General features: G+C 35.1%; 26 protein-coding genes (1 of these 26 running past the window's edge). 7 read left to right on the top strand and 19 right to left on the bottom strand.

Annotation, left to right across the window (positions count from 1 at the left end; genetic code table 11):
- The 3 genes from MKY04_RS07610 to MKY04_RS07600 all read right to left on the bottom strand — a co-directional run.
- Positions 1-657 carry the 5' portion of a hydroxymethylglutaryl-CoA lyase gene (locus tag MKY04_RS07610; RefSeq protein WP_126295770.1) on the bottom strand. It extends 249 nt beyond the left edge of the window, so 657 of the gene's 906 nt are visible here — the first part of the coding sequence; the start codon lies at positions 655-657; the stop codon falls past the left edge of the window.
- A gap of 138 nt (positions 658-795) precedes the next feature.
- Positions 796-2,790 (bottom strand): transketolase, encoded by a 1,995-nt coding sequence (gene tkt / locus MKY04_RS07605; protein ID WP_346235595.1) that lies wholly within the window; start codon positions 2,788-2,790, stop codon positions 796-798.
- Between the two features lie 140 nt (positions 2,791-2,930).
- Complete coding sequence (locus MKY04_RS07600) at positions 2,931-3,161, bottom strand: DUF896 domain-containing protein (protein WP_126295772.1); 231 nt, start codon at positions 3,159-3,161, stop codon at positions 2,931-2,933.
- A 295-nt stretch (positions 3,162-3,456) separates the two neighbouring features.
- On the opposite strand from MKY04_RS07600, the gene MKY04_RS07595 reads away from it, so the two are divergent.
- The gene (locus MKY04_RS07595) at positions 3,457-3,870 is read left to right on the top strand and encodes a YugN family protein (RefSeq protein WP_126295773.1); all 414 of its coding nucleotides are present in this window, start codon (positions 3,457-3,459) and stop codon (positions 3,868-3,870) included.
- A 53-nt stretch (positions 3,871-3,923) separates the two neighbouring features.
- On the opposite strand, the gene MKY04_RS07590 is transcribed toward MKY04_RS07595, so the two are convergent.
- Genes MKY04_RS07590 through MKY04_RS07575 form a run of 4 tightly spaced genes read right to left on the bottom strand, consistent with a single transcriptional unit; the run spans position 3,924 to position 9,339 of the window.
- Positions 3,924-5,543 (bottom strand): BCCT family transporter, encoded by a 1,620-nt coding sequence (locus MKY04_RS07590; protein ID WP_346235594.1) that lies wholly within the window; start codon positions 5,541-5,543, stop codon positions 3,924-3,926.
- A gap of 25 nt (positions 5,544-5,568) precedes the next feature.
- Complete coding sequence (locus tag MKY04_RS07585; RefSeq protein WP_126295775.1) at positions 5,569-6,726, bottom strand: iron-containing alcohol dehydrogenase; 1,158 nt, start codon at positions 6,724-6,726, stop codon at positions 5,569-5,571.
- A gap of 31 nt (positions 6,727-6,757) precedes the next feature.
- A complete protein-coding gene (aldA, locus tag MKY04_RS07580) occupies positions 6,758-8,194 on the bottom strand; it encodes an aldehyde dehydrogenase (RefSeq protein ID WP_126295776.1) in 1,437 nt (478 codons plus the stop codon).
- Positions 8,195-8,205: 11 nt separating this feature from the next.
- Positions 8,206-9,339 (bottom strand): mandelate racemase/muconate lactonizing enzyme family protein, encoded by a 1,134-nt coding sequence (locus tag MKY04_RS07575; RefSeq protein WP_126295777.1) that lies wholly within the window; start codon positions 9,337-9,339, stop codon positions 8,206-8,208.
- Between the two features lie 118 nt (positions 9,340-9,457).
- Here MKY04_RS07575 and MKY04_RS07570 point away from each other — a divergent pair, with 118 nt between their 5' ends.
- Positions 9,458-10,249: an AraC family transcriptional regulator gene (locus tag MKY04_RS07570; RefSeq protein ID WP_346235593.1), complete on the top strand. Its 792-nt coding sequence runs from the start codon at positions 9,458-9,460 to the stop codon at positions 10,247-10,249.
- 122 nt (positions 10,250-10,371) lie between these two features.
- Here the strand turns inward: MKY04_RS07570 and MKY04_RS07565 are convergent, their stop codons facing one another.
- Entirely contained in the window at positions 10,372-11,190 is an 819-nt protein-coding gene (locus MKY04_RS07565) for an IclR family transcriptional regulator (RefSeq protein ID WP_126295779.1), read from the bottom strand.
- 64 nt (positions 11,191-11,254) lie between these two features.
- On the opposite strand from MKY04_RS07565, the gene MKY04_RS07560 reads away from it, so the two are divergent.
- The 3 genes from MKY04_RS07560 to MKY04_RS07550 are packed head-to-tail and all read left to right on the top strand — an operon-like array spanning position 11,255 to position 15,208.
- Complete coding sequence (locus MKY04_RS07560; protein WP_346235592.1) at positions 11,255-12,562, top strand: lyase family protein; 1,308 nt, start codon at positions 11,255-11,257, stop codon at positions 12,560-12,562.
- 10 nt (positions 12,563-12,572) lie between these two features.
- Positions 12,573-14,084 (top strand): aldehyde dehydrogenase family protein, encoded by a 1,512-nt coding sequence (locus tag MKY04_RS07555; RefSeq protein ID WP_346235591.1) that lies wholly within the window; start codon positions 12,573-12,575, stop codon positions 14,082-14,084.
- 17 nt (positions 14,085-14,101) lie between these two features.
- On the top strand, positions 14,102-15,208 hold the full coding sequence (locus MKY04_RS07550) for a Zn-dependent alcohol dehydrogenase (protein ID WP_346235590.1): 1,107 nt from the start codon (positions 14,102-14,104) through the stop codon (positions 15,206-15,208).
- A 125-nt stretch (positions 15,209-15,333) separates the two neighbouring features.
- Here MKY04_RS07550 and MKY04_RS07545 read toward each other — a convergent pair whose 3' ends face one another.
- Positions 15,334-15,993, bottom strand: coding sequence for a YneB family resolvase-like protein (locus MKY04_RS07545; RefSeq protein ID WP_346235589.1), 660 nt, complete (start codon positions 15,991-15,993; stop codon positions 15,334-15,336).
- Positions 15,983-16,327, bottom strand: coding sequence for a cell division suppressor protein YneA (gene yneA / locus MKY04_RS07540; RefSeq protein ID WP_246020458.1), 345 nt, complete (start codon positions 16,325-16,327; stop codon positions 15,983-15,985). The genes MKY04_RS07545 and yneA overlap by 11 nt, the downstream gene beginning before the upstream one ends.
- A gap of 169 nt (positions 16,328-16,496) precedes the next feature.
- Here yneA and lexA point away from each other — a divergent pair, with 169 nt between their 5' ends.
- Positions 16,497-17,117: a transcriptional repressor LexA gene (gene lexA, locus MKY04_RS07535; protein WP_346235588.1), complete on the top strand. Its 621-nt coding sequence runs from the start codon at positions 16,497-16,499 to the stop codon at positions 17,115-17,117.
- Between the two features lie 103 nt (positions 17,118-17,220).
- Here the strand turns inward: lexA and MKY04_RS07530 are convergent, their stop codons facing one another.
- From MKY04_RS07530 to MKY04_RS07490, 9 genes are all read right to left on the bottom strand, one after another.
- Positions 17,221-17,931, bottom strand: coding sequence for a gamma-glutamyl-gamma-aminobutyrate hydrolase family protein (locus MKY04_RS07530; RefSeq protein ID WP_346235587.1), 711 nt, complete (start codon positions 17,929-17,931; stop codon positions 17,221-17,223).
- Positions 17,932-18,174: 243 nt separating this feature from the next.
- Positions 18,175-18,762: a DUF6434 domain-containing protein gene (locus MKY04_RS07525; protein ID WP_346235586.1), complete on the bottom strand. Its 588-nt coding sequence runs from the start codon at positions 18,760-18,762 to the stop codon at positions 18,175-18,177.
- Positions 18,763-18,882: 120 nt separating this feature from the next.
- A complete protein-coding gene (locus tag MKY04_RS07520) occupies positions 18,883-19,638 on the bottom strand; it encodes a prepilin peptidase (protein ID WP_346235585.1) in 756 nt (251 codons plus the stop codon).
- A 380-nt stretch (positions 19,639-20,018) separates the two neighbouring features.
- Positions 20,019-20,531 (bottom strand): GNAT family N-acetyltransferase, encoded by a 513-nt coding sequence (locus MKY04_RS07515; protein WP_126296306.1) that lies wholly within the window; start codon positions 20,529-20,531, stop codon positions 20,019-20,021.
- Between the two features lie 71 nt (positions 20,532-20,602).
- Positions 20,603-20,896, bottom strand: a complete 294-nt coding sequence (locus MKY04_RS07510) for a DNA-binding protein (protein ID WP_126296307.1) — start codon at positions 20,894-20,896, stop codon at positions 20,603-20,605.
- Positions 20,897-21,074: 178 nt separating this feature from the next.
- Positions 21,075-22,409 (bottom strand): type I glutamate--ammonia ligase, encoded by a 1,335-nt coding sequence (glnA, locus tag MKY04_RS07505; RefSeq protein WP_126296308.1) that lies wholly within the window; start codon positions 22,407-22,409, stop codon positions 21,075-21,077.
- Positions 22,410-22,479: 70 nt separating this feature from the next.
- Positions 22,480-22,884 carry a MerR family transcriptional regulator gene (locus MKY04_RS07500; RefSeq protein ID WP_126296309.1) on the bottom strand — a complete coding sequence of 135 codons (405 nt, stop codon included), beginning with the start codon at positions 22,882-22,884 and terminating at the stop codon, positions 22,480-22,482.
- Between the two features lie 240 nt (positions 22,885-23,124).
- The gene (locus MKY04_RS07495; RefSeq protein WP_126296310.1) at positions 23,125-23,751 is read right to left on the bottom strand and encodes a Bax inhibitor-1 family protein; all 627 of its coding nucleotides are present in this window, start codon (positions 23,749-23,751) and stop codon (positions 23,125-23,127) included.
- A gap of 167 nt (positions 23,752-23,918) precedes the next feature.
- On the bottom strand, positions 23,919-25,166 hold the full coding sequence (locus tag MKY04_RS07490) for an aminotransferase class I/II-fold pyridoxal phosphate-dependent enzyme (RefSeq protein WP_126296312.1): 1,248 nt from the start codon (positions 25,164-25,166) through the stop codon (positions 23,919-23,921).
- Between the two features lie 369 nt (positions 25,167-25,535).
- On the opposite strand from MKY04_RS07490, the gene MKY04_RS07485 reads away from it, so the two are divergent.
- Positions 25,536-26,189: a trimeric intracellular cation channel family protein gene (locus tag MKY04_RS07485; RefSeq protein WP_126296311.1), complete on the top strand. Its 654-nt coding sequence runs from the start codon at positions 25,536-25,538 to the stop codon at positions 26,187-26,189.
- The last annotated feature ends 15 nt before the right edge of the window (positions 26,190-26,204 follow it).

The following is a 26,204-nucleotide window of genomic DNA, read 5'->3' as shown; positions in this document are numbered from 1 at the left end:
CACTATATTTGCAATTGCTGTTCCATACGTATCATGGAAATGCATGGCAAAAAGATATGGTGGATATTTTTTTAGCAATACTTCTAGCAACCTTTCAATATCTGTCGGCACCCCTACACCAATGGTATCGCCGAGTGAGATTTCTTTTACTCCCATATCAATTAAATGGTCCACGACGTATAATACTTGTTCTGGTTTTACAGGACCATCGTATGGACATCCAATTACTGTTGATACATATCCTCGAACTGCTAAGTTATTTAGCCTCGCTTCTTCTACTACTTCCTTTAACACAGGAAATGTATCTGAGATAGTTTTATTAATATTTGATAGATTATGCCCTTCTGATGCTGACATAAAGATGCTAACCTCATCGATATGAACTTGTAACGCCCGTTCAAGTCCCTTTATGTTAGGAACTAAAGCTGCGTAGGTAATTTCTTTTCGGCGTTTTAAATTACATAAAACATCCACCGCATCTGCTAATTGCGGTATCCATTTCGGGTGGACAAATGAAGTAACCTCGATATAATCAAGACCCGTTTCTGATAATTTTTCAATAAAGGCGATTTTATCAGTTGTTGAAATATAGTTTTTTTCATTTTGCAATCCATCTCGAGGTCCTACTTCTTTTATTCTTACTTTATTCGTCGTCACTCTTTTCCCCCTCTCATTAATTATGAATATGAGTTATAGAGAATGGTATTCCTCTATTTGGGGTGATATTCCATCACTTTTTTCATAATAAAAAAACTGACCCAAAACTTACATTTTGGATCAGTTTTTATTACTTATTTAAAGAGCTTTTACTTTCGCAACGACATTGTCTACTGTAAAGCCATATTTCTCCATGATAATTTCACCAGGAGCACTTGCGCCGAATTGGTCGATTGCAAGGATGTCGCCTTCAAAACCAGTATATTTATGCCAGCCGAATGATGAGCCCATTTCAATTGCTAAACGTTTTGTCACAGCTTTAGGCAGGACAGACTCTTTATATTCATCTGATTGTTGTTCGAAACGGTCCATAGATGGCATTGAAACAACTGAAACATCAATTCCTTCAGCTAATAATTTACTTTGTGCTTCAATAGCTAAAGAAACCTCTGAACCAGTTGCGATAATGATTGCATCTGGAATTTGTTTTGTAGCAGAAGAAACAACGTATGCACCTTTTGCAACGCCATCTTTTGCAAGTTCAGCAGTATTTGCAAGGACCGGCAAGTTTTGACGTGAAAGAACAAGAGCAGTCGGCACATTTTTAGACGAAATTGCCAACTTCCATGCTTCTGCTGATTCATTTGCATCTGCTGGACGAATCACAGATAGATTTGGCATCGCTCTTAGTGAAGCTAAATGCTCAATTGGTTCATGAGTAGGGCCGTCTTCCCCAACTGCTATAGAATCATGTGTAAACACATAAGTAACTGGTAATCCCATTAATGCAGATAAGCGAACTGCTGGTCGTACGTAGTCGGAGAATACGAAGAATGTACCACCGAATACGTTCAATCCTCCATGCAACGCCATACCATTTAAAGCAGCACCCATTGCGAATTCACGAACACCAAACCAAATATTGCGGCCTTCTGGTGTATCCGCGAAGAAATCACCTGCACTTTTAATTGTCGTTTTATTCGAACCAGCTAGGTCAGCACTGCCCCCAAAGAATGATGGAACTTTTTTTGCTAATGCATTAATTACATCTCCTGAAGATGAACGAGTCGCAACAGATTTTCCTGCTTCATAAACAGGTACTTCTGCATCAAAATCAGCAGGCAGTTCATTATTCATTGCTTTTATAAATTGCTCTGCTAATTCAGGGAATTCAGCTTTATAAGATTCAAATTTTGCATTCCACTCTGCTTCAGGCTGTGCACCTTGCTTTTGAGCAGCTTCATTGAAAATTTCATAAACTTCTTGTGGCACCTTAAATGGCTCATGTTCCCAACCATATGCTGCTTTAGTTAATACTGCTTCGTCAGTGCCTAGAGGAGCACCATGTACATCCGATTTTCCTGACTTATTTGGAGAACCAAAACCGATAACCGTTTTAATTTCAATTAATGTTGGTTTGTCTTCGCTTTGTTTTGCTTGTTCGATAGCAGTATTAATTGCATCAACATCTGTACCATCAGCAACATGCAGATAGTTCCAGCCGTATGATTCAAAACGTTTTTGAACATTTTCAGAAAATGATTTTGCCAAATCGCCATCTAATGAAATATCGTTTGAATCGTACAACACGATTAATTTTTCAAGATTTAGATGACCAGCTAATGAAATTGCTTCTGCTGCAACACCTTCCATTAAATCGCCATCTCCGCAAAGTGCAAAAGTATAGTGGTCAACTATGTCATGTCCGGGTTTGTTATATGTAGCAGCTAAATGACGTTCAGCCATTGCCATACCTACTGACATTGCAATCCCTTGGCCAAGTGGTCCTGTTGTTGCTTCAACTCCAACAGTGTGTCCATATTCTGGGTGCCCAGGAGTTTTAGAGCCCCATTGACGGAAGTTTTTAATTTCTTCCATATCTAAACCGTATCCTCCTAAATGTAGAAGGCTATATAATAACATCGAACCATGTCCTGCAGAAAGAACAAAACGGTCGCGGTTATACCATTTTGGATTTTGTGGATTGTGGCGTAGTTGTTTCGTCCACAATGTATATGCCATTGGAGCTGCACCCATTGGTAAACCGGGATGACCCGAATTTGCTTTTTCGATTGCATCAATAGATAATGTTCGGATTGCATTAATTGCTAATAGATCCGCTTTTTGTGCCATTATTTGACATCCTTTCTCGTTCTATTTATTGTTCTTATCCAGTTTAGACAAGTTTATGACAGAAAACAATCCTATTTATAGACATTTTCAGTAATATGTCATGCTTTTTACAATTGTGCTATATTATTCTCCGTTTAAAATTAATTTAATTTATTTTTTTGTATTTTTTTAATCTTTTCAGGAGTGACCTCATTACCTGCAGCATCAAAAATTTGTACATTTTCTATTGTATTTCGGAATGAAGAACGGAATGAATCTAAATACTCCTTACGAAGAACTGTACGTTCTTTTGCTTCTGCTTCAGTTAATGTTCCCTCTTTTGCTCTTTTTGAAAGCTCATTGATTCGCGCAATTTTTTCTTTTGATAACATTTGTAATACTCACCTTTCTTCAATCCCATTCCAGACCTAAAACGTCCTGAATGAAAATATCAATACTTAAAAGGTATGAAAAAAAGAGATGAAGCGCAAGTGATTTAACTTAGTAAGGATTATTAATATTAAATTATAAACTTACTGAACCACTCTGCAGCATATATAGGAAAGAAGTTTAAAAAAATAATCCAATAACATTACTTTATTATCTTCAAATTATTTCTGTATGTTTCCTCTATATGTATTGTTCCTTGTGCTCTTGTTAAAAATAGTAGAAAAAAGGAGACGAATTATGTTAAAACTAGAAACAAATATAGAAGGAAAACAAGCACAATTTGGTTTCCTTCAAAATAAAATTAAAAAATATGGTTTTTGTCTTGGAAGCTATTGGGAGTATGATCACGGCTTTTTCGATACTATTCTTTATAAGGAAGACTGTGAAACAATTTATTTACGCCTTCCATTTGTTGTTATTGATGGTATGCTCGATTCCGCGAAGGCTCATATAAGTTTTCAAACTCCATATGTCATTAAGCATGTTTTCAATTGTGGGTTAGATTTTGACGAAAGCTCATTATTGGACGCAACAGGATTCAGTCAATTTCAAAATCCAATCGATAAAGATGGGGAAATTATAAATAAAAATAAATGGGTACATGCAGGCGAACAAGTTGTCATTAATAATGTAATCCCTTACCTCAATTAAAATATTAACAGGGTGACCCAATCTATTTTTGGGTCACCCTTACTTCTTATACTTTAGTTATTATTCGACTCTACTAAATCCTTCTCGTTTTCTAGGTTATTATTAACTTCCCGTTGAAGAACTGTATCTTTATAGCTTTCTTCCCTCTTTACTTGTTCAGTTACATCATATTTTGCAGGGTTGTTTGCAACCTTTAATAATGAACCGACAATTGCCAAACATAAAATTAAGGCTGGTATTCCACCTAAATTTGAAAGAATCTTTATTCCATCTATTTTTGCAAAACTTAACATTACCCATGCAATGATACCTACAGCCGTACCCCACATTACTTTAATTATAATATGAGCTTCCTGACTCTCAGGGGAAATACCGTGTGAACTAATACCGCCCATAGCCGAAATATTTGAGTCCGATGCAGTAACGAAAGAGATAAAAACAATAAATAAATAGAAAGGAATTACAATCATTGACAACGGAACATCTGCCAGTACAGCATACAATACTGATTCTGCACCAAAATTATTTAAAATATCTCCTAATGTACCATCAGTAAGTTGTTTATGGATTGCGGTACCTCCGAAAATTGTCATCCAGAGTGCACCAAATATAGAAGGGAACACGAAGTTTACTGCTATAAAAGTACGAACTGTATACCCATAACCAATACGACCTAAGAACATTGCTGTTATAGCCGCCCATGCAAACCAGTTTGCCCAGTAAAATACAGTCCACCATTTTGGCCACATATCACCTGCAGCAGCCCCAGTAAACAAACTTTTTTCAAAAAAGTTTGTTAAATAATGACCAAAAGATTCTGTACCTAAATTAACGATGAATGTCATTGGACTTGTAATAAAGATGAAAAGTACGATAATAATGTAGACATTCATATTAATATTAGATAATATTCGAATACCCTTCATTAAACCAGTTGAAGCAGAAATAGTAAAAGTAATCATAGTTATAGCTGCTATAATCGCCCACATTACTGTATTACTTTCCCAACCTGTTAAATAGTGGACACCGCCAGCCAGATTCAGTACAGCAGTCCCCATTGCCGATGCCATACCTAATGCTAATGTATAAAGTGAAATACCATCAATAAATGAACTAAATTTCCCATCAGTACGTTTTCCTAAAAGCGGTGCCAACGTCGAACTTAAACTAAAACTTTTTCTCATATTATAAAATGCAAAAGCAAACATTAATGCTGGCACACAATATATTGCATATGGTGTAACTGTCCAATGCAAATACATTGTAGACATGGAGAAAATAGCTGCTTCAGCACTATTTGCTTCTAGACCTAATGATTCCGGAGGAGTTACTAGGTGATATATAGGTTCAACAATTCCCCAAAATGTCACACCTGCTGCAATAGTAGTACATAATGTAATAGCTAACCAATTTTTCATGCTTAGCATTGGCTTTGCATCTTTACCACCAATTCGATATCTTCCTAAAGGCGAGAAGTAAACTGCAATGACAACAACCAGCATAAGTAGACCACTCAAACTAAACAACCATCCAACATTATCTAATAGCCAATTATTCGCAATATTTACCTTTTCAAGAAACAAATCTGGATATAACAAACTAAATAAGCCCGCAACGAGTAGTAAAATAAATGGCGGCCAAAACACTCCATGACGTAAATTAATTTTTTTCATTTCTTAGTCCCCTTTGTAAGAAATATTAATTAAAAATACTTTTAGCAAATCGATTTAGGTCTTCTATTGTTGGAACTGCACAACTATTTTGCAGCATTGGTTGATTTTCTTGATCTTGCATTATTTGTACAAAATGATTTATTTGTTGTTCACCAACTTTTCCTTCTCCCACTAACAAATCAAGCTGACCAACACTAACTAATTGTTTGTACCGCGCTGCAATTTTTAAAGGTGCTTCAGCATTCCATTCTATATCCATCGCTTGTGCCACTGTTTTATAGCTTTCTGACGCATTTATTACTAGCCAATCTATCGTTTTATATAATGAAATTGCTACTGCTCTTCCATGTGGAATCTTCTCTAAAGTTCCTAATGCATGGCCAATACAGTGTGCCAGACCAGTTCCCCCTTGTTCAATGGCAAGGCCTGCCAAAGTTGCGCCAAGAGATAAATTACCACGAGCCTCCAAATCATGCGGATTGGAAAGTACTTTCTCGAAATTCTCATTAATTAAACGAATAGATTGGTAGCTTAATGCTTCAATTATTGGATTTGAACGGCGACCACTTACTGCTTCCATTGCATGAATTAATGCATCAAGAGTTGTTGCTACTGTTAAATGAATTGGAAGATTAACGGTAAATGTAGGATCTAGTATGGCAAGTGTTGGCGCCATATTTTCATCCCATCCCCAAACTTTTCGTCCTTCTGTGTCTGAAAATACAACGGTACTAGTTACCTCTGCACCTGTACCAGAAGTTGTAGGGATAGCGATATTTACTACTTCACTTGTTTTAAATGGATTTTCCATCAATGCATAGTGCATTGTGTTATGAATATCACCTGAAACAAGTGTTGCCATTTTCGCAACATCCATCGCTGAACCTCCACCTAATCCGATGACACATTTAATATTGTTTTCACGAATTATGTTTGCTACTTCATCGATTTGTATAATTGAAGGGTCAGGTTTTACATCTACATATGTATCAACTGTATACCCCTTCTCAGTTAAAACGTTTTCAATTTTGTCTAATATTCCAACCATTTTAACCCCTTGGTCGGTTACTATTAGGACCTTTTCTTTGCCTATTAGTTTTTCAATTTCACTTGGTAGATTTAGATATACACCTTCACCAAATAATATTTTTGTTCTAGAGTAGTAACTAAGTGAAGCAGTCATTTGATATCCCCCTTGTGGCAATAATTTCTTGTTAAAAACTTAAGTACACCGTTTTATATTGTAAAAATTCTTCAAAGCCATGTTTTCCGTCATCTCCTCCAATACCGGATTTTTTCCATCCAGCATGGTAACCTTGATAAGCTTCTCCTTGTTGACGATTCACATATACTTCACCGAAATTTAATTCCTTTGTTAATTTCATTACTGATTTATAAGATGTCGTATAAATATTTGAGGTAAGTCCATACTCTGAGTCATTTGCCAATTCAACTGCTTCGTCAATTGTTGAAAATGATAGAATTGGAAGTACCGGACCAAATACTTCTTGTTGTACAACGTTCATTTTCTGATGACAGTTGACTAAAATAGTTGGTGCATAAAAGCTATCACCAAGTTCAGATAAAATGCGCCCGCCACATAAAATTTCGGCTCCTTCTCCTACAGCTTCTTTTACCATTTTGTCTACTCGCGCTGCATCCGCCGAGGACACAAGGCAACCAACTTCAATATCGGGATTAGTACGTCCGTCGCCAACTTTTACTTCTTCAAATGCTGCTAATAGCTTCGATACGAACTCTTCTTTAATCGACTCATGCACATAAACGCGCTCAGTATTACTACATACTTGACCAGAATTTGATAAACGGCCACCTTTTATTGCGGAAACTGCCAAATCAATGTCTGCATCTTCCATAACAATAGCTGGTGCCTTCCCACCTAATTCAAGAGATACACGAATCATATTAGCCGCGCATTTTTTCATAATTTGCTGCCCAACTTTCGTTGAGCCTGTAAATGTTACCATTTGTATATTTGCTGAAGTTAATGCCTCTCCAACTATTTCATCAGCACCAACTACGACATTTACAACCCCTTCTGGAAAACCAGCTTTTTGAAACAGTTCTGCTAACTTTAAAGCTGATATAGGTGATTTTATACTTGGCTTAATTACTACTGTATTTCCTGCTATTAACGCTGGGATAACCTTGCGTATTAAAACATAGATTGGAAAGTTCCATGGAACAATTACACCAATTACCCCCAACGGCTCTCTTTCAATTAAAATACGTTCTGTTGTTGAATCACTAGTAATAACTTCCCCTTCTATCCGACGAGCCCATTGCGATTGGTATTCAGCTAAATCAGCACTATAAAATGCTTCTGAGTTTGCAGCACTAATAGGTTTTCCCATTTCCAAGTTAATAAATTTGCCAATGGTTTTATAATTCTCATCTAAACGCAACAATGCTACAAACTCTTTTACATAATTTTCACGTTGAAATGCCGGGGTATTTTTCCACTTTTTAAATGCTTTTGCCGCGCATTCAACCGCTTTATCGACATCCTCCGCTGTACAGCTTTGAACTTGTGCAACAACCTCATTTGTTCCCGGGTAAACAACATCCATCCATGAATTTGTTTCATTTTTTAAAAATTCACCATTAATAAAAGCAGTACATCTCTCCATTGTGTTCCCCCCTAAACTGTTTCACCTACATAAAAGTGTTTTATTTCGTATTTTTCAAGTGCTTGCTGATCAAGTTCAAATCCTAATCCCGGTTTTTGAGATGCTTGCAGATAACCGTCGGAATCTATCATTAATTTATCTACTTGCACGAAATCACGACGCTCATTTGACCACGCTGGAGGATCGTATGGGAATTCTAAATATGGGCAATTACTTACCCCCAGCGCTAAATGAAGATTCCCTAAAACTCCAATCCCATTAGTCCAAGTGTGTGGACTGAACCAAGCCCCCTGACCCTGTACCAACTCAGCTATTTTTTTAACCCCTGTAATCCCACCTGTTAATGCTACATCTGGCTGGTAAACGTCTAAAGAGTTGTTGCGATTCATTTCTCGGAAGTCATACCAGTTGCGGTTCATTTCACCGCCAGCTATACGAATTTCAACCTTATCTCGCAGTTTTGCCATATTTTTAAATTCATGACAAGCTAATGGTTCTTCTAACCAAAATACATCCAACTTCTCCAGCTCACGTGCTACTGAAGTCGCTTTTTTTAAATCCCAAGTACGTTCTGTATCCCATGGCATTTTCCATCCTTGGTTGGCATCTACCATAATTTCTAGTTTATCTCCTACTGCTTTTCGTACTTCTTCGACCACTTTAATATCATCTCTTACGTCGGTATGGTGGAAACGAATTTTCATAGCTTTAAAGCCTTGCTCAATAAACTGTAATGCTCGTTCTGCTCTTACTTCCGGAGTAACAATTTCACCAGTAGAAGCATAAGCAAGTATTTTCTCATTTTTTGCACCTAGAAGCTTATATACAGGTTGATTTGTAGCTTTCCCCATTAAATCCCAAAGTGCTAAATCTAATGGCCAACAACGTCCATAATGGAAATCAATATTTGAAATAACTTGGTTATGACGCTCGATATTAAATGGATCTTGTCCAATAAATAAATGTTCATGACCACTTAGCCCCATCATTAAGTCTCCAGAGCCTATTCCTGTAATTCCTGAGTCAGTGTGGACATATACAACTGTAGATGCAAATTTCTTCCTTGGCTGCGGATCCCACGCAGCTTTAAATGGTGGATCTAAAGGTAATAAATAATGTTTTACTTCAATTCCAGTAATCTTCAATCCTATCTCCTCCAAAAAAGCGCTTTCAATATTTTTTTACATTCTATACAATTATTAATGATTAATGAATACACGTTTTTTCCAAAAACATATACTTTTTTGCAAAGGAGTGAAAATTTTGATAGATGAATTATTAAAGAAAAATAGCTTTTCCATTCATCAACACTCTTATTGGAATCCAATCGAGGAATTTCAATTATCGCATGATACATACCCTCATTGGTCATTTTTTTGTATTGAAGAAGGTGAAATGGAGTATAAATATCTTGACACCACTGGTATTGCTAAATTTGGGGATATTATCGTTTGCCCTCCCCAGTATCCACTATTCCGTAGAGCTGTTAGCCCTTTGAAATTCCACTTTTTTCAGGCTAGTGCTGATAGTGATATGAAAAATTATTTCCGAGTTGGAGTAAATACTCTACAAAATCTTGAAAGATTAAAATCAACCTATAATTTTTTTGCTAAACTTTCATTTTCAGAGGATGAATATAGTAAACAAGTTAAAGCTCACCTAATTTACGATATTTCAATTCAATTATTAATAGAAAATGAATTATTTATATTAGAAGAAGAGCCACAAATTAAAGATGAGGTTATTGTAGATATCATCACATATATAAATAATAATTTTGAAGATAAAATAAGCTTCCAAGAGTTGGCTGAAAAGCATCGCCTTAACTCTTCTCAACTAACTCGCCGCTTTATGAAACAAGTAGGTGTTAATCCTATTGATTACTTAACAATGGTGCGTTTGCGGCTTGTAAGAACTTTACTAATTGAAACTACAGATAATTTAGATGTAATTGCGGAAAAATGTGGCTTTCAAAATGGTTTTTACTTAAGTCGTAAATTTAAAAAAATAATGAATATCTCTCCTTCAGAATTTAGAAAAGTGTACCGAATGTAAAAAGTAGGTTGTTCACTTGGAGTATTCTTCTGTCAAAAGAGACTGCCAACTTTAGTAGTAGATTACTTTTATAAATAGTAAAAGAGCTAACCAAAACTTTCCCTTTTTGGTTAGCTCTTTACTTAAATTAATTTACTTGAGATTTCTTTTGCCACCTCCAACAGTTGCGGGGCAGCTTCACGTAAATCTTTCTCCGAAATTCGAAAAGCAGGTCCTCCAAGTGTTATAAAAGCGATTGGATTATTATTTGCCTCAATTGCTATAGAAATAGCGTTCTCGCTCTCATCATATTCTCCAATGGAAAGACTATATTTTTGCTGACTTATTTCTTTTAATTGTTTCTTCAGTGCTTGTCTATTAGTAATAGTGAAAGAAGAGAATTCTTCAAGAGGATACATTAAATAAGATTCCAGTTCTTCCTCAGTAAAATAACTAAGCTGCAATTTACCATTAGAAGAACAATGTAACGGTGAAAAAGTATTTGTATAGTTCATTAAACGAACCGTTTGCTCAGGATCCACCTGGCAAATGTTATACATTTTTTTATTTTGAAATACGCTTAAAATGACAGTTTCATTGTATTTCTTACTAATTTCCTCCATATAAGGTTGTATAACTTTTACTAAATAACTATAGCTATCATTACCCCTCACTAATTGGTAAAGTTTCACTCCTCTTTGATAATTTTTTGTTACTTCATCTTTCTCAATATATCCCCTTTTTTCTAAAGTACCTAATATTCTCCAAATCGTTGTTCGGTTTAACCCCGTTTTTTCCATCAACTCCATAATTGAAATTGATTGTTCACTATTTGCTACAAGCTCTAACAAATCCAGTGCACGTTCGACTGATTGTACTGTTGTTGTTTTTCCTTCATTCGCCATCATAAAACTAATATAACATAAAATAATTGAAGTATTGACAATTTTAAGAAGCTGCAATTATAATGCTCTTAAGTTCACATAGTGAATTAAATGTTCATAATATGAACAAAGGGGTGGTTTGTTGATTAGAATTGAAAGTGATTCCTTTGGACAAATAGAAATTGATGAAAAATTACTTTATGGTATTCAGACGGTCCGTACATTACAAAATATGTCTTTTTCTAATAAGCCGTTATCAAATTACCCTGAATACCTTAAAACAATTGCATCAGTAAAGTTAGCTGCTGCAAAAGCCAATAATTATGAAAAATTAATTTCTGATGACAAGTTCAACGCCATTGAATATGCATGTAAAAAAATTCAAGCAGGTGATTTTTTGGAACACTTTCCAGTTGATGTATTTCATGGCGGAGGCGGAATCGGAATTAATATGAATGTGAATGAAGTATTAACATCACTTGCAAATCAGAAACTTCAACATTCCACATTTAAAGTTCATCCGATTGAAGATGTTAATCTATCCCAATCAACTGCTGATGTTTGTAGTACGACAAGTAGAATTACTATTTTCATTTTAGCTAAACAATTAATTTCACAAGTTCATCTATTGATTGAAGCCTTTAGTGCGAAATCAAACGAGTATTCAGATGTTGAAACAATGTCTCGCACTTGTTTACAAGACGCGCTCCCTATTCGTTTTTATGATTTTTTTAGCGCCTATATTGAATTGTTAAAACGGAGAGCAGTTTCCATAGAAGCATCCATCCAACCATTACTTTTAATTAATTTAGGTGGAACTGTAGTGGGTACTGGAGATGGGGCATCGGATTATTACAAAAAAAATATAGTAGGAATTTTAAAGGATGAGATTAAGCTTCCTCTAGAAAAAAATCCAAACTTAATTGATTGTGCACAAAACATTGATTTATTTATAGATGTCTCCAATCAATTAGCACAGCTAAGTAATGCCTATTTAAAAATTGCCAAAGATCTACGTATTTTATCTTCCGGACCTTATGGTGGATTTAATGAAATAAAGCTACCAGCTGTTCAAAACGGCTCTTCATTCTTTCCTGGAAAGATAAATCCTGTTATTCCCGAAACAGTTATTCAATGCTCTCTACAAGTTTTGGGAATTCACCGATCAGTTTGTGGTGCACTTGAACACGCAGAATTAAATTTAAATGTATTTGAAAGCTTTGCTGTATTTAACATACTTGACCAAATTAATTTAATAACCAATGTCACAGAGCTTTTCCGTAATAAATGTATTGCAGGGATTGAAATAAATGAACAGCGTTGCTCTGAGTTGGCAAGCTCACCTATCCCCTACCTATCACGTTTAAAACAAAAGATTGGCTACACAAAAGTGAATGAATTATTAAAGAAACATAGTTTTGAAGAAATAAAGTTAATGAATCTAATTTGAGGTGATATTAATGACAACTGCACAATTTAACGGAATTGAACAGCCAAAATTAGAATGGGCTAAAGAATGGCTTAAGGAAATTAAGTGCTCTTATGTAAATGGTGAATGGGTAAAAACTGGCACAAATGAACTAATCGAATCTATCAATCCTGCAACGGGCGAAATTAATGGAAATTATGAAATTGCAACAGAGAAGCTAGTAAATGATGCGGTAGCTGCTGCACGAAAAGCACTTGAAAGCGACGATTGGAAGAAAGTCACTCGAAAAAATCGTGCTAAAATTTTACAATCAATCGGTGCTTTAATTAAGAAACATCAAGCAGAGTTAGCAACGTTAGAATCCTTGGATAATGGAAAACTTTATACAGAATCTTGGGAAGACATGACGGAGTGCATCGAACTATTCGAATATTATGCAGGTTGGACTGATAAATTTTATACAGAAAACAACCCAGTTGAAGGCAATTTTTTAAGCGTAACTACTGCAGACCCAATAGGTGTATGTGGTCAAATCGTTCCATTTAATTTCCCATTACAAATGGCAGCTCTAAAAATGGCACCTGCTTTAGCAATGGCCAATACAGTGTTACTAAAGCCAGCTAATGCAACTTCATTTTCTGCTATACGTTTCTTTGAAATTTTAGATGACAATAATGTTTTGCCGCCAGGAACTATTAATTTATTAGTCGGAGATAGTAAGGTTGGCTCTTGGATTAGTAAACACCCTGACATTGATAAACTTTCTTTTACTGGCTCCACAAAAATTGGAAAGCAATTATTACGTAATTCAGCCGATAGCAATTTAAAACCTGTCACACTTGAACTTGGCGGCAAATCACCAAATATTATTTTTGATGATTATAAAGATTTAGACGCAGCTATAGAGCGTTCATTTATTGCATTATTCACTCACAAAGGTGAAAAATGCTCTTCTCCTACAAGACTTTTTGTGCAAGAGACCATCTATGATTATGTTGTAGAAAAAATATCTGAACGGGCACGAAACTACAAATGTGGAGACCCATTCGATCCGAACAGTGATCAAGGTGCACAATGTACAAAAGCTCATATGGAATCTATTTTAGAGTACATTGAAAGTGCCCGTGTTGAGGGTGCATCAATTGTTGCCGGTGGTGAACGTGATTTAGAAGGTACTAATGCAAACGGCTATTTTATAAAACCAACAATTATTGCAAATGTACACAATAAAATGACAGTAGCACAAGAAGAGATTTTTGGTCCTGTATTATGTGTGATTCCTTTCAAAACAGAAGAAGAAGTTATTGAGATGGCAAATGATACTATATATGGACTAGGTGCCGGTTTGTGGACGGGAGACCCGTCACGTGCTCATCGAGTTGCAAATCAATTAAAAGCTGGTATGGTATTTGTCAATCGTTATGGATGCTACGATATGGCAAGTCCTTTCGGTGGTATTAAGCAAAGTGGCTGGGGAAAAGAATATGCAATTCATTCATTAAATTCATTTGTTTCAAAACGAGCTATATGGTTCGCATACTAAATAGAAGAGGTGCAATAATGAGAGCTGCTGTATTAATGGAAACAAACAAACCATTAGAAATAAAAGAAGTACATTTACTAAATCCAAAAGAAAACGAAGTACTTGTGAAGATCGGTGCAACAGGCGTTTGCCACAGTGATTTAAATGCTATAGAAGACCCAACTACCCCTACCCCAACAATTTTAGGACACGAAGGTGCTGGGATTGTAGTTGCAGTTGGTTCTTCGGTTAAGACAGTAAAAGTTGGAGACAAAGTTGCACTAAGCTGGGTGCCGTATTGTGGTGTTTGTGAGTTCTGCTTGGATGGAACTGTCAATTTGTGTGAATCTGCATTTGACCCAATGTTTGATGGAACATTATTAGATGGTACTTCTCGCCTTCATATTAATGGAGAGACCATTTATCATAATTCATTACTATCAACATTTGCTGAATATGCGGTTGTACCTGAGATGTCTTGTGTTAAACTTCCTGATGGTATGCCTATGGCGCAGGCTGCACTTATCGGCTGTGGTGTTGCTACCGGTTATGGGGCTGCTGTAAAAGCTGCTGGTGTAACGCCCGGTTCAACTGTTGCAGTTTTTGGTATAGGTGGTGTTGGTATCAATGCAATCCAAGGTGCTAAAATTGCTGGTGCAAGTAAAATCATTGCTTGTGATATTAAAGAGAGCAACTTAGAATTAGCTAAGCAATTTGGTGCAACACATACTGTTAATACATCTATACCTGACTCCTTTGAACAAATTAAAGGTTTAACAAATGGTTTGGGTGTCCATTATTCAATAGATTGTACTGGAAACACGCGTGCTACTGAAACCGCATGGCATAGTACGCGTAAAGGAGGCACAATAGTAATTGTTGGTGCCTTCAATCCAAATCAAACATTAAATCTACCAGCAGGTGGTTTTCATCGTGTAGGCAAAACAATTAAAGGTAGCTTTTATGGCGATATTCAGCCATTGAAAGACTTCCCTGTAATTGCACAACTATATTTAGATGGAAAATTGAAGCTTGATGAGCTGATTTTAAAAACTATTAAACTAGATGATATTAACATTGCAATAGATAGTTTCCATAACCACAGCTGCAGCAATGTAGGTCGTACTGTAGTAACATTTGATTGAGTATATTCTAAAATAATAGATAGCAAATAATAAAATGCCATCAATTTTATTATTTGCTATTTTAGTTTGACTCTATGCGAATACTCCTGCATCAATAAATAAAATTAAAAACAGAAGAATAATATTTAATTTTCTCCATCCTCAATATATTCAGTATATCTGCGATGTACTGTTGCTTTACTAACTTCGAATCCTAAACCTCTTAAAGTTGAAGCAATCTCTTGAAAGGTAAGTCCCTTTTGACGGAGCTTCACAATTTCTTCAATCGGTACATCAATTCGTTCACGGCCATCGTGGTTGTGCCGATTTTTTATGTTTAGTTCAGGCCTATATCCATTCTCAACCGCGCGACGCATACCTCTTTTAATTTTCGCATTATGAATCTTCCTTTGATATTCTTCAACAATTGCTAAAATTTCAAGAAGCATTGTATCCATCTCATTTAATGTAATTGGACCTGCGGAGTTTAAAGAAAATATAGTTGTCCCACTTTTTTGAAGAAGATGTAAAATAGCCATTCGTGCATTACCACGTCCTAAACGTGTTTCATCCTGCACAAATAACGCTTTTACATGATTTTCTTTAATAAAATCCATCATTTCAAGCAAACCTTCTCGTTCAACTTCATAGCCGCTCTGTTGATCTTGAAACGTTTTCAACACTTGATAATTCATTTTTTCTGCATAATGTAATAATTCTTCTTCTTGTCTAACTAGTGAAGTCTCTTGAGTATTTTTTTCTGTACTTACTCGTGTATAAATAACTGCTGTCTTGTTACTTGTCATTATTTTTAACCGCTACCTCAATAGGATGAACCTCTTCATCCTCTATTTTTTTTGCAATAAAATTACTATTTTCGTTGACTGGAATTGCTATTTGGTGCCCAGCTACGATTATTTCATTATTTAAGCCGTTTTCAGCCTTTACGGATTTAATCCACTCTTCAATTGTCATTTTACCACGAAACTGTTCCGCTAATGTCCAAAGGGTATCGCCATGTTGGATTTCATATTGTTCGTATGTTGTATCACCATTATCTGTTATGAATAGGAAGCCTGCCATCATCATAAAAACCGTAAATAAAACCACAATATAACTGTTTTTTTGTAACCAATTCATGTCTATTACTCCTTTTTCGAATGTTTGTTCGGAATGTATGTTCTTACTTTAATACGAACATTTGTTTTTGTCAACACTTTGAACGAACCTATGTTTGCATTTCTGTTCGCATACTGATATACTATATGTAATTAATAGAGATACATATTCACTTAAAGAGGTGAGAAGGTTGAAAAAAATATCAAAAAGGCAAGAAGATATTTTAGCATTCATAAAAGAAGAGGTTCGAACGAAAGGTTACCCGCCATCTGTTCGTGAGATTGGAGAAGCTGTTGGTCTTGCTTCTAGTTCAACCGTTCACGGTCATTTAGCACGATTAGAAAGCAAAGGTTTAATTCGCCGCGACCCTACAAAACCACGTGCAATTGAAATTTTAGATAATGAAGGGGAAACTGTTCAAAAGCAATCTGTTGTACATGTTCCACTTGTAGGGAAGGTTACAGCCGGACTGCCAATTACTGCAATTGAAAACATTGAAGAATATTTCCCTCTGCCTGATACATATGGCGTCGGTGAAGATAAACTTTTTATGCTTGAAGTTATGGGTGAATCGATGATAGAAGCTGGCATTCTTGATGGAGATTACGTGGTGGTAAAACAAACATCTACTGCGAATAATGGAGATATTGTAGTTGCCATGACTGAAGATGATGAAGCTACAGTAAAACGATTCTTTAAAGAAAAAACGCATTTTCGCCTACAACCAGAAAACTCCAGCATGGATCCGATTTTAGTAAACCAAGTAACTATTTTAGGAAAAGTAGTAGGATTATATCGTCAATTCCACTAAAAAAGGCTGTCTCGCAAGTCTAATCTGACTTTTGGGACAACCTTTTTTTGAATGAACAATATTTATGTCTTCTTAACTTTAAATATATGAACCCTCACATGAGTTAAATTTTATACTTGGTGCAAGCCTGTATAAACTCAGCAAACAATGCCTTTGAATGTTTATCGCCAGCAACTGCCATCTCTTCTGGATGCCACTGTACAGCAATACAAAACGGATAATCTTTTAACTCCACAGCTTCTACTATTCCATCACTTGCCTTAGCTGTTATTAACAAAACATGCGGAACATCTTTTATGGCTTGATGATGAAGAGAATTTACAGCAATCTTATCGTTTCCAATTATTTTATATAACAGACTTTCAGAATTTATCGTTACAAAATGAGATGCTTCATGACGTTCCGCTTTTTGATTATGAAGAAGCGGCTCTTTTTCGAATTGTGTATTAATATCTTGATAAAGCCCCCCACCTAATACAATGTTTAAAAGCTGTATTCCCCTGCATATCGCAAATATTGGAAGCTTATTTTTCAATGCAGCTTTGGCAAGGGCTATTTCAACTTGATCTCTCCGTAAACTTACTTCACCGAGATTAAGATGAGGCTCTTCATTAAAAAAATGAGGATGAATATCTACCCCACCAGTTAATAGCAAACCATCAAGTGTACTTATAAGTTGATCTACATCTTTTTCTACACCAAACGGAATACATAAAGGGACACCTCCAGCATCTAGTATTGATTGAACATATGGTGCATTCAAGCTATACTTCTTGTCACTTTTAGTCATCGTAAGTCCGACAATAGGTTTCATTTAAGCACCTCCAAAAATCTATAATTTACCTGTTATAGAATATTCTTTTGGGGAGCTTTCATTTCCTTCAAAAATAACTTTATTCGTCATCTTTATGCTTTCCTGTCTTACTGTTCAATAAAAAATGTATGTAATGAATTGAATGATTTCCGCCAAGTATTTTGTAGTTTGCACCTCTTAAACGTTTAATAAAAGGAATGATCGAGCCAAATCTGAAATCTAAATGAATTTATATTTGACAATTTAAAATGAATCTAACGGAAAATTTTTAGGGATGTATTTATTGCTTCCGGGAAGTTTCTTTATTTTTTTCCATGCTTCAATTGCTTCTTGCCGATTTTTCCCTTGATTTTTCGGGTCAGCGAAAAAGTCACGAATGAATTGATTGTACTCAAATTGAGAGGCAATTTCCTTTTTATAAGAGGGATCCTTTTTTCTCTCTAAATCTATATACCAAGCATCAACTACGTCACGATATGTTTTTCCAATATTATTTTTAAAGTAATTTTGGATATATGTAGAAAAATGAAAATTTGGAATAACAGTTTTGAAAAACGCTCTTACATCTTGGCTGCATCGGTGATTCTCCGTAATAACTGTATCAAGGCTTAAATTTGTTTGCGGCTCTATCTTCTTGTTAGAGGTAAATTTTTTAATAGGTTTTTTTATCTCTCCTGTCTGAAGAAACGCTTCAATCCTCTCGGAAATTTCCATTTTAGAGCCAGAAGCACTTATTCCATGTTGTCGGCAAAATAATTGTAATTCTTCTTTTAACCAATAAAAATCTCTAAAACTTTGAATACTAATATTTTTTGTTAAATTCGGTCTCAACCAAATCACCTCCATATATTTTAATATTAGAACATTAGTTCCCTAAATTCAATTTATTTTATCCAGTAACATCCAGCATTGTAAAATTCATAAAAAAACTTAACGATTTTCGTTAAGCTTTTAAATAACTACTTTACTATACCATTCCAATATAGAATCTCCGTAAAAATAAACAATAACTGCAGCCAGCGCTATAGCTGGTCCAAATGGTACAGGAGTTTTTGTTCCTTTCCCCCGGGCTTTTAACGTAGTGACACCGAAAATCATACCAATCACAGAGGCAATAAAGAGTGTAAGCAGAGAGTTTAAAGTTCCTAGTACTAGACCTATTAAGAAAAAGAGCTTAATGTCCCCTCCACCTATGCCGCCTTTTGAGAGGATGGCAATTAACAAAAGTATGCCAAAGCTAATAAACGCACCAAGCAAACTATCCCACCAAGGATCAAGTGGTGATAAAATTCTCCCAGCCACTAAAAAAGGGAGAAAGAATAGTAAAATTTTATCTGGAATTAACATATATGCAAAATCCGAAACAACAATGATTATTAAAAGCGAGATGAAAAAAAATGCTGTAACAAGTTCGCTGTCTATTCCTATTTTCCAAAACGCAAAGGCAAATAATGAGCCGGTTGCGAGTTCTGTTAATAAATAAACCGGCGAAATTTTTGTACTACAGTTTCTACATTTTCCCTTTAAAATTATGTATGAAAGTACGGGTACTAAGTCGACAATTGTTAAACGGCGTTGACAGTTTCTACAATGTGATGATGGGGTGAGAATTGATTCCTTAATCGGTACCCTTAGTCCAACGACATTAAAAAAGGAACCAAATACAAGACCCAATATCAATACAAATATTGCAATAATAATTTCCAATTTAACCTCCCCTTACTTTTACCTGGTAGTAATGATTGGATTCGACTATGTTGTGCGGAATCAAAAAATTTTTATTTAAATTCAAACTTTATTTTTCACACACAAGCATAGCATACAATATTTTCTTATTTAAATATACAAAGCTATTAAACCCTTCATTAGTACGTTAAATAGATAAAAACAAAAAGTTTGCGTTAGTATACATACAGCAAGGAACTTTTTGTTATAAAGAGCGACTTTTCTCGTTATATACGAAAAAAGTTGCTAGTTAAGCGGGGTGTTTTTTCAGATATATGGCAAACAAAAATAGACTGCTATCAAAACAGTCTATCCTTTTTGCACTATTCCTGAATTTTTAATGAATACTGAAACTTTATCGTTTATTTCCACTCTTCCTTCAAAATTGCGTAAAAATATTCATCCCACCATTCATTATCTTTTGGGATACATTTTTTAAAGTATCCTTCTCTTCTCATGCCAATCTTCTCCATGACTCGGTATGATGGAATATTTTCAGGTTGACATGTAGCTATAATTCTATGTAGATTCATGTTATTAAAGGCATATTCTAAAATAGCTTGTGCTGCTTCAGAAGCATACCCTCTATTTTGATATTGTGGATTAAACACCCATCCAATTTCATAAGTATGGTCTCCAAAATACTTATGAAAAATAATGTGACCTATAAGAGTATTTTCACCTAATAGTACTACAGGATATTTTTCTGCCTTTTCACCTTTATTTTTATTTACAAAGTCTTTTGCATCTTCTTTAGTAAAAACCCCTTCTGGTATATACCTCATAACATTAATGTCTGATGTATACTCATATACAGCTTGCCAATCTTCGAATTCAAATTCGCGTATTAGTAGCCTCTCTGTTTTTATATTCATTAAAATGATCCCTATAAAATATCTTCCTTTACTTTTGAATATAAGCTTGCAATCTTTTATGTTATAAAATCTTATTTCTCGCCTAGATGCATTAACCAATTGCGTAATTTTTCTTTAGGATAATATACATTATCATTCAATTTAACATGCGGTATATCAGGATACTCTTGTATTAATTTTTTCGCATCTTCTTTCGATATACCGATAAAATAGTGTACCTCATTTTCTTTAATAAGTTCATGGCCGTCATCTTCATCTAAATCTTCAATAAAACTTTTATAATTAGGGTTTTTAAAGTTTTTTAACCCTTCTCCAATAAAGTATCCCGCTACGGCGATTCCAATGCCAATCCAAATTAATTCCATCTTTGCTCACCACCCTATATTTATTTACTTATTATTCAAACTAAAAGTTTCATTTTATTACCTTATTTTTATTATTCTTCTTAATGTAAAATGCCCCAAAGTTTTATAAAGTAAATCCCTGGGACATCTTAAAAATTAATATTAGATTATTAAAATTATTTGTAAAAATTAATTTCGATTAATACATTTTTAAGTATTGTTCGCGTTCCCATGGGTGTACTGTTGTACGGAACATTTCGAATTCAATTTCTTTTGCTTCTTTGAAGTTTGCATAGATATGTTCACCTAATGCACGTTTAATTACTTCATCGTTATCAAGCGCAACAAGTGCATCGTCAAGTGAAGCTGGCAAGTTATCGATACCGTTTGCTTTGCGTTCTTCCTCACTCATAATGTAAATATTGCGGTTGATTGCTGGAGGAGGCGTCATTTTTTGACGAATGCCTTCTAAACCAGATTCTAAAATAGCTGCTAATGCTAAATAAGGGTTTGCTGATGGGTCAACTGAACGCACTTCAATACGTGTAGAAACACCGCGAGAAGCTGGTACACGAATTAAAGGTGAACGGTTTTGAGCTGACCAAGCTACATAACAAGGTGCTTCATATCCAGGAACTAAACGTTTATATGAGTTTACAGTTGGGTTTGTTACCGCTGTAAATCCTTGAACGTGAGCTAGTACACCTGCCATGAATTGCATTGCTGTTTCTGATAAGCCGATTTCAGCTTTTTGATCATAGAATGCATTTTCTTTACCTTTGAATAAAGATACGTTACAGTGCATTCCTGAACCTGCTTCACCAAATAATGGTTTTGGCATGAATGTTGCGTGTAAGCCATGTTTACGAGCAATCGTTTTAACAACAAGCTTAAACGTTTGGATGTTGTCACATGCTTCTACAACATTTGCATATTTAAAGTCGATTTCGTGTTGACCTGGCGCTACTTCGTGGTGAGAAGCTTCAATTTCAAAGCCCATTTCTTCAAGCTCTAATACGATATCACGACGGCAGTTTTCTCCAAGGTCTGTTGGTGCTAAGTCGAAATAACCACCATGATCGTTTACTTCTAAAGTAGGTTCGCCTTTTGCATCTAATTTGAATAGGAAGAATTCTGGCTCTGGCCCTAAGTTAAAGTGTGTAAAGCCCAGCTCCTCCATTCCTTTTAAAACTCGTTTTAAGTTGTTACGAGGGTCGCCTGCGAATGGTTCGCCGTCTGCAGTATAAATATCACAAATAAAACGAGCTACTTTACCATTTTCAGTAGTCCATGGGAATACCATAAAAGTATCAAGATCAGGATATAAGTACATATCAGATTCTTCAATACGAACAAAACCTTCAATAGAAGAACCGTCAAACATCATTTTATTGTCTAATGCTTTATCTAATTGACTTACTGGAATTTCTACGTTTTTGATTGTTCCTAAAATGTCTGTAAATTGTAAACGAATGTATTTTACTTCTTTTTCTTCTACAAGACGTTTAATGTCTTCTTTTGTGTATTTACCCACAGAATTCCACACTCCTACTCTTCCCTTACTAGCAAATATGTTTAGTAAATAAATTTATAATTTACGCGAATTATTGATAAAATCGCGATAAATCTCCTTGTCTTAAAGATGGTTTTTGATGGCGCCCTGAAATACGCATTTCTTCACGTAAAATTCGCCGTAATTCTGAATCGGAAATTTCTTCTTTTGCTTTTGCAGCTTGAACTGCAGGATTGTTCTTCATGTCAAATACTTTTTTAATTCCTGCCATGTTTACGCCTTGTTCAAGCATATCTTTAATATCAAGAAGAGTGTCTACATCATTTAGAGAAAACATTCTTCGATTGCCTTCTGTACGGTGTGGCTGAATTAAATCATGTTCTTCATAATAGCGAATTTGACGCGCTGAAAGTTCTGTTAATTGCATAACAGTACTTATCGGTAAAAGCGGCATTGATCTTCTTATTTCACTAGATCTGCTATTTTCACTACTCATTTAATTCACCTCCCTTTCAACCATCATACTCTCGACCATATATATTGTCAATGTCACGTAAGAAAAACTAACATAAAAATATAAGAAATAGTTGCACTATTTACAAAATACAATCAATATTAAGCATATAACATACACAAAGCATAAAAATCAATAATAACATTTCTTGTTAACTAACATTCAATCAATAACTAAAACTGCCTCACCTTAAATAAATGGGAGGCAGTTTTAGGATAAACATTATTTTCTTATATGATTAGTAAACTCTCGAATATTTAAAAACATATTTATAAAATTTAAATAAAGTCCTAGAGCAATTACTATTACTTCACTGTCCTTCACAAAATTGTTCCTCATTATATTTAACTCATAAACCGTATAGAGAGCAAACATTAAAACAAAAAGGCCACACAGAATTAAGAAAAATGAACTGCTTATTGGAATAAAAATATAAATAAAAGCGAACACAACAAATACAGATAATATCGTTAATAGATAATTTGCCATATCTGGAACTTCAAATGTTAATTTTAATCCAAGAAACGCTAATAATAGAAAAATAATAATGGTTCCAATATAAACGGATATGACTAATGCTGTCCCGAGCCATTCAATAAAAACAATCATAATTAAAAATTCAAGCATTCCTAGGAAAAAAGGAATTAAATAAAGAATAATGTTGGGAAGTTGAATTTTTTGCATCAGATATGTACTCACTAACAACACAATACTTAGAATTGCTAATGGTATAACAATGGAGTATGGCAGCATTGTTGCGAGCAGTACACCTAAGATAGTTAGTACCCACATAAAAACAAAATGTTTTAATATGAAGTTGAAGTTCCGATTTCGACTCATATAAGTCATAAATTACTCCAATCTGTTGTCGTTTTTATTTACTATATTTTTATTTTCCTTATGTTATTAATCATTTTAACAAGGAAGAAAGGACAGTATTTTTCGAACTTTCAGGATCAACTTCATTTTTTCTAATAAATATAAATAAGCGATTCCTTTCAGAACCGCTTTAAAAATTATTTTAGTTTTTGTACCGCGCTGCAGATAGCAAACTTTACGTGCTCGTAAGTTAATCCACCTTGAATATAAGCTGTAAATGGTGGACGAATTGGACCGTCAGCTGTAAGTTCAATACTTGAACCTTGTACAAAAGTTCCAGCAGCCATAATGACGTCATCTTCGTACCCTGGCATGTAAGCTGGTACTGGAGCAAAATGGGCATTAATTGGTGATGCCGCTTGAATTTCTTGGCAAAATTCCACCATTTGCTGAGCAGTTTGGAATGACACGGACTGTATTAAATCCGTACGATTATCTGTATAATGGGGGTATGTTGACATCCCCACTTCTTCAAGCATAGCAGATGTAAAAATTGCACCCTTTAAACTTTGTGCAACAACATGCGGTGCTAAGAAAAAACCTTGGTAGAAATCCGCTAGAGTATTTAATGAAGCACCTGCTTCTGCTCCAATGCCAGGTGAGGTCATTCTATAAGCGCATTTTTCTATTAAATCTGCACGCCCTGCAATATAACCACCGATTTTAGCTAATCCCCCACCTGGATTTTTAATTAGTGATCCAGCCATTAGATCTGCTCCAACCTCTGTTGGTTCCAATGCCTCAACAAATTCACCATAGCAATTGTCTACAAAAATAACGACATCTCGCTTAATGTCACGGATTTTTTTACACATTTCTTGAATTTCTGAAATCGTGAATGATGGTCGACTTGCATAACCTTTTGAACGTTGAATCGCAACCATTTTTGTACGTTCGTTAATGGACGCAACTACACCGTTCCAATCAATTTCATGATCATCAATTAAGTCTACATGTTGATAACTTATCCCAAAATCTTTTAATGACCCTGTATCCTTATCTCCCCCATCAACGATTGATTGAAGCGTATCATACGGTTTTCCAGTAATATAAACCAATTCGTCACCTGGTCTTAACACACCAAATAAGCTTAATGTTATAGCATGTGTTCCCGAAATAATTTGACTTCGTACAATTGCTGCTTCTGCTCCAAAAACCTCAGCATAAACCCTTTCCAAATTATCTCGACCCTCATCATCATAACCGTATCCACTAGAAGGATGTAAATGATAATCACTTACTTGGTGTTTACGAAAGGCTGCTAAAACTTTTTGTTGATTGAAAAATGCCATTTTATCTACTTTTTCATGAAATGGACGGATTTTTTCTTCCACTTTACTTGCAAGTTCTATTGTTTCTGGTTTCAAAGTTGAAATAAATGTCATGATAATAGCTCCGATCTTAATGAATTCCTCTATCATCTTACCAATTCTTTTTATCTTTTCAACTATTTTAGATTTTCCAAGCATTTTTCTGCTATTTCAAATCAATTGCACATTGGCGTTTTGTATTGGATTTCTGATGCATTTAAGCCTATTTTAATTTTGAATTTCATTTATCTCAGTCAATGATACTTATAAAGGCACAGGGGGATAGCCCTATTGAATAAAACTATAATCTATATTCATGTCCCTCCTAAAAAGGCAAGGTAACTTCAGTACTTGTCTTGATTAAAGATAAACCATAAAATAACTCTTTACGAATATCTTACAAACTGCTATTCTCAAAATTGCATGAAGTAAGGGGGATGTTTTATGGCATGGGATGTATTTAGTATTATTGGAACAATCGCCTTTGCAATCTCAGGTGCAATTGTTGCAATGGAAGAAGAGTATGATTTATTTGGAGTGTATTTACTCGGCATTGTAACCGCATTTGGTGGTGGAGCTATTCGAAATCTTTTAATTGGCTTGCCAGTTTCGACATTATGGAGTCAGGAAATGATGTTCCAAATCGCTATTGCCGCAATTACAATCTTTTTCCTCGTTCCACATCATTTAATAAAGCATTGGAATCGTTGGGGGAATTTTACCGACGCCATTGGTTTATCGGCTTTTGCAATTCAAGGTGCAATGTATGCTGTATCGCTTGAGCTTCCTCTTAGTGCGGTTATCGTAGCAGCAGTTTTAACAGGTTCAGGCGGAGGAATTGTTCGTGATTTACTAGCTAGAAGAAAACCTATTGTATTACGTGATGAAATTTATGCGGTTTGGGCAGCTGGAGCAGGGGTTATTATCGGGTTAGAATTATTTACTGGAGACTTCTTTCTATATATGCTGTTTATAGTTATCACTTCATTGCGTGTTTTATCATATATGAAGCATTGGAAATTGCCAGTGCGAACATTAAAAAAGGATTTAGAAAAACCGGCAGTAGTTATTTCTACAGATAAAAAAGCACATAGATGAATTGGATAAATTCAT

The sequence above is a fragment of the Lysinibacillus telephonicus genome (genome assembly GCF_039654155.1).
In the GTDB taxonomy this organism is placed as follows: domain Bacteria; phylum Bacillota; class Bacilli; order Bacillales_A; family Planococcaceae; genus Ureibacillus; species Ureibacillus telephonicus.
The sequence above is the reverse complement of the archived record's forward strand: the minus strand, read 5'-3'. Positions and strand labels throughout refer to the sequence as shown.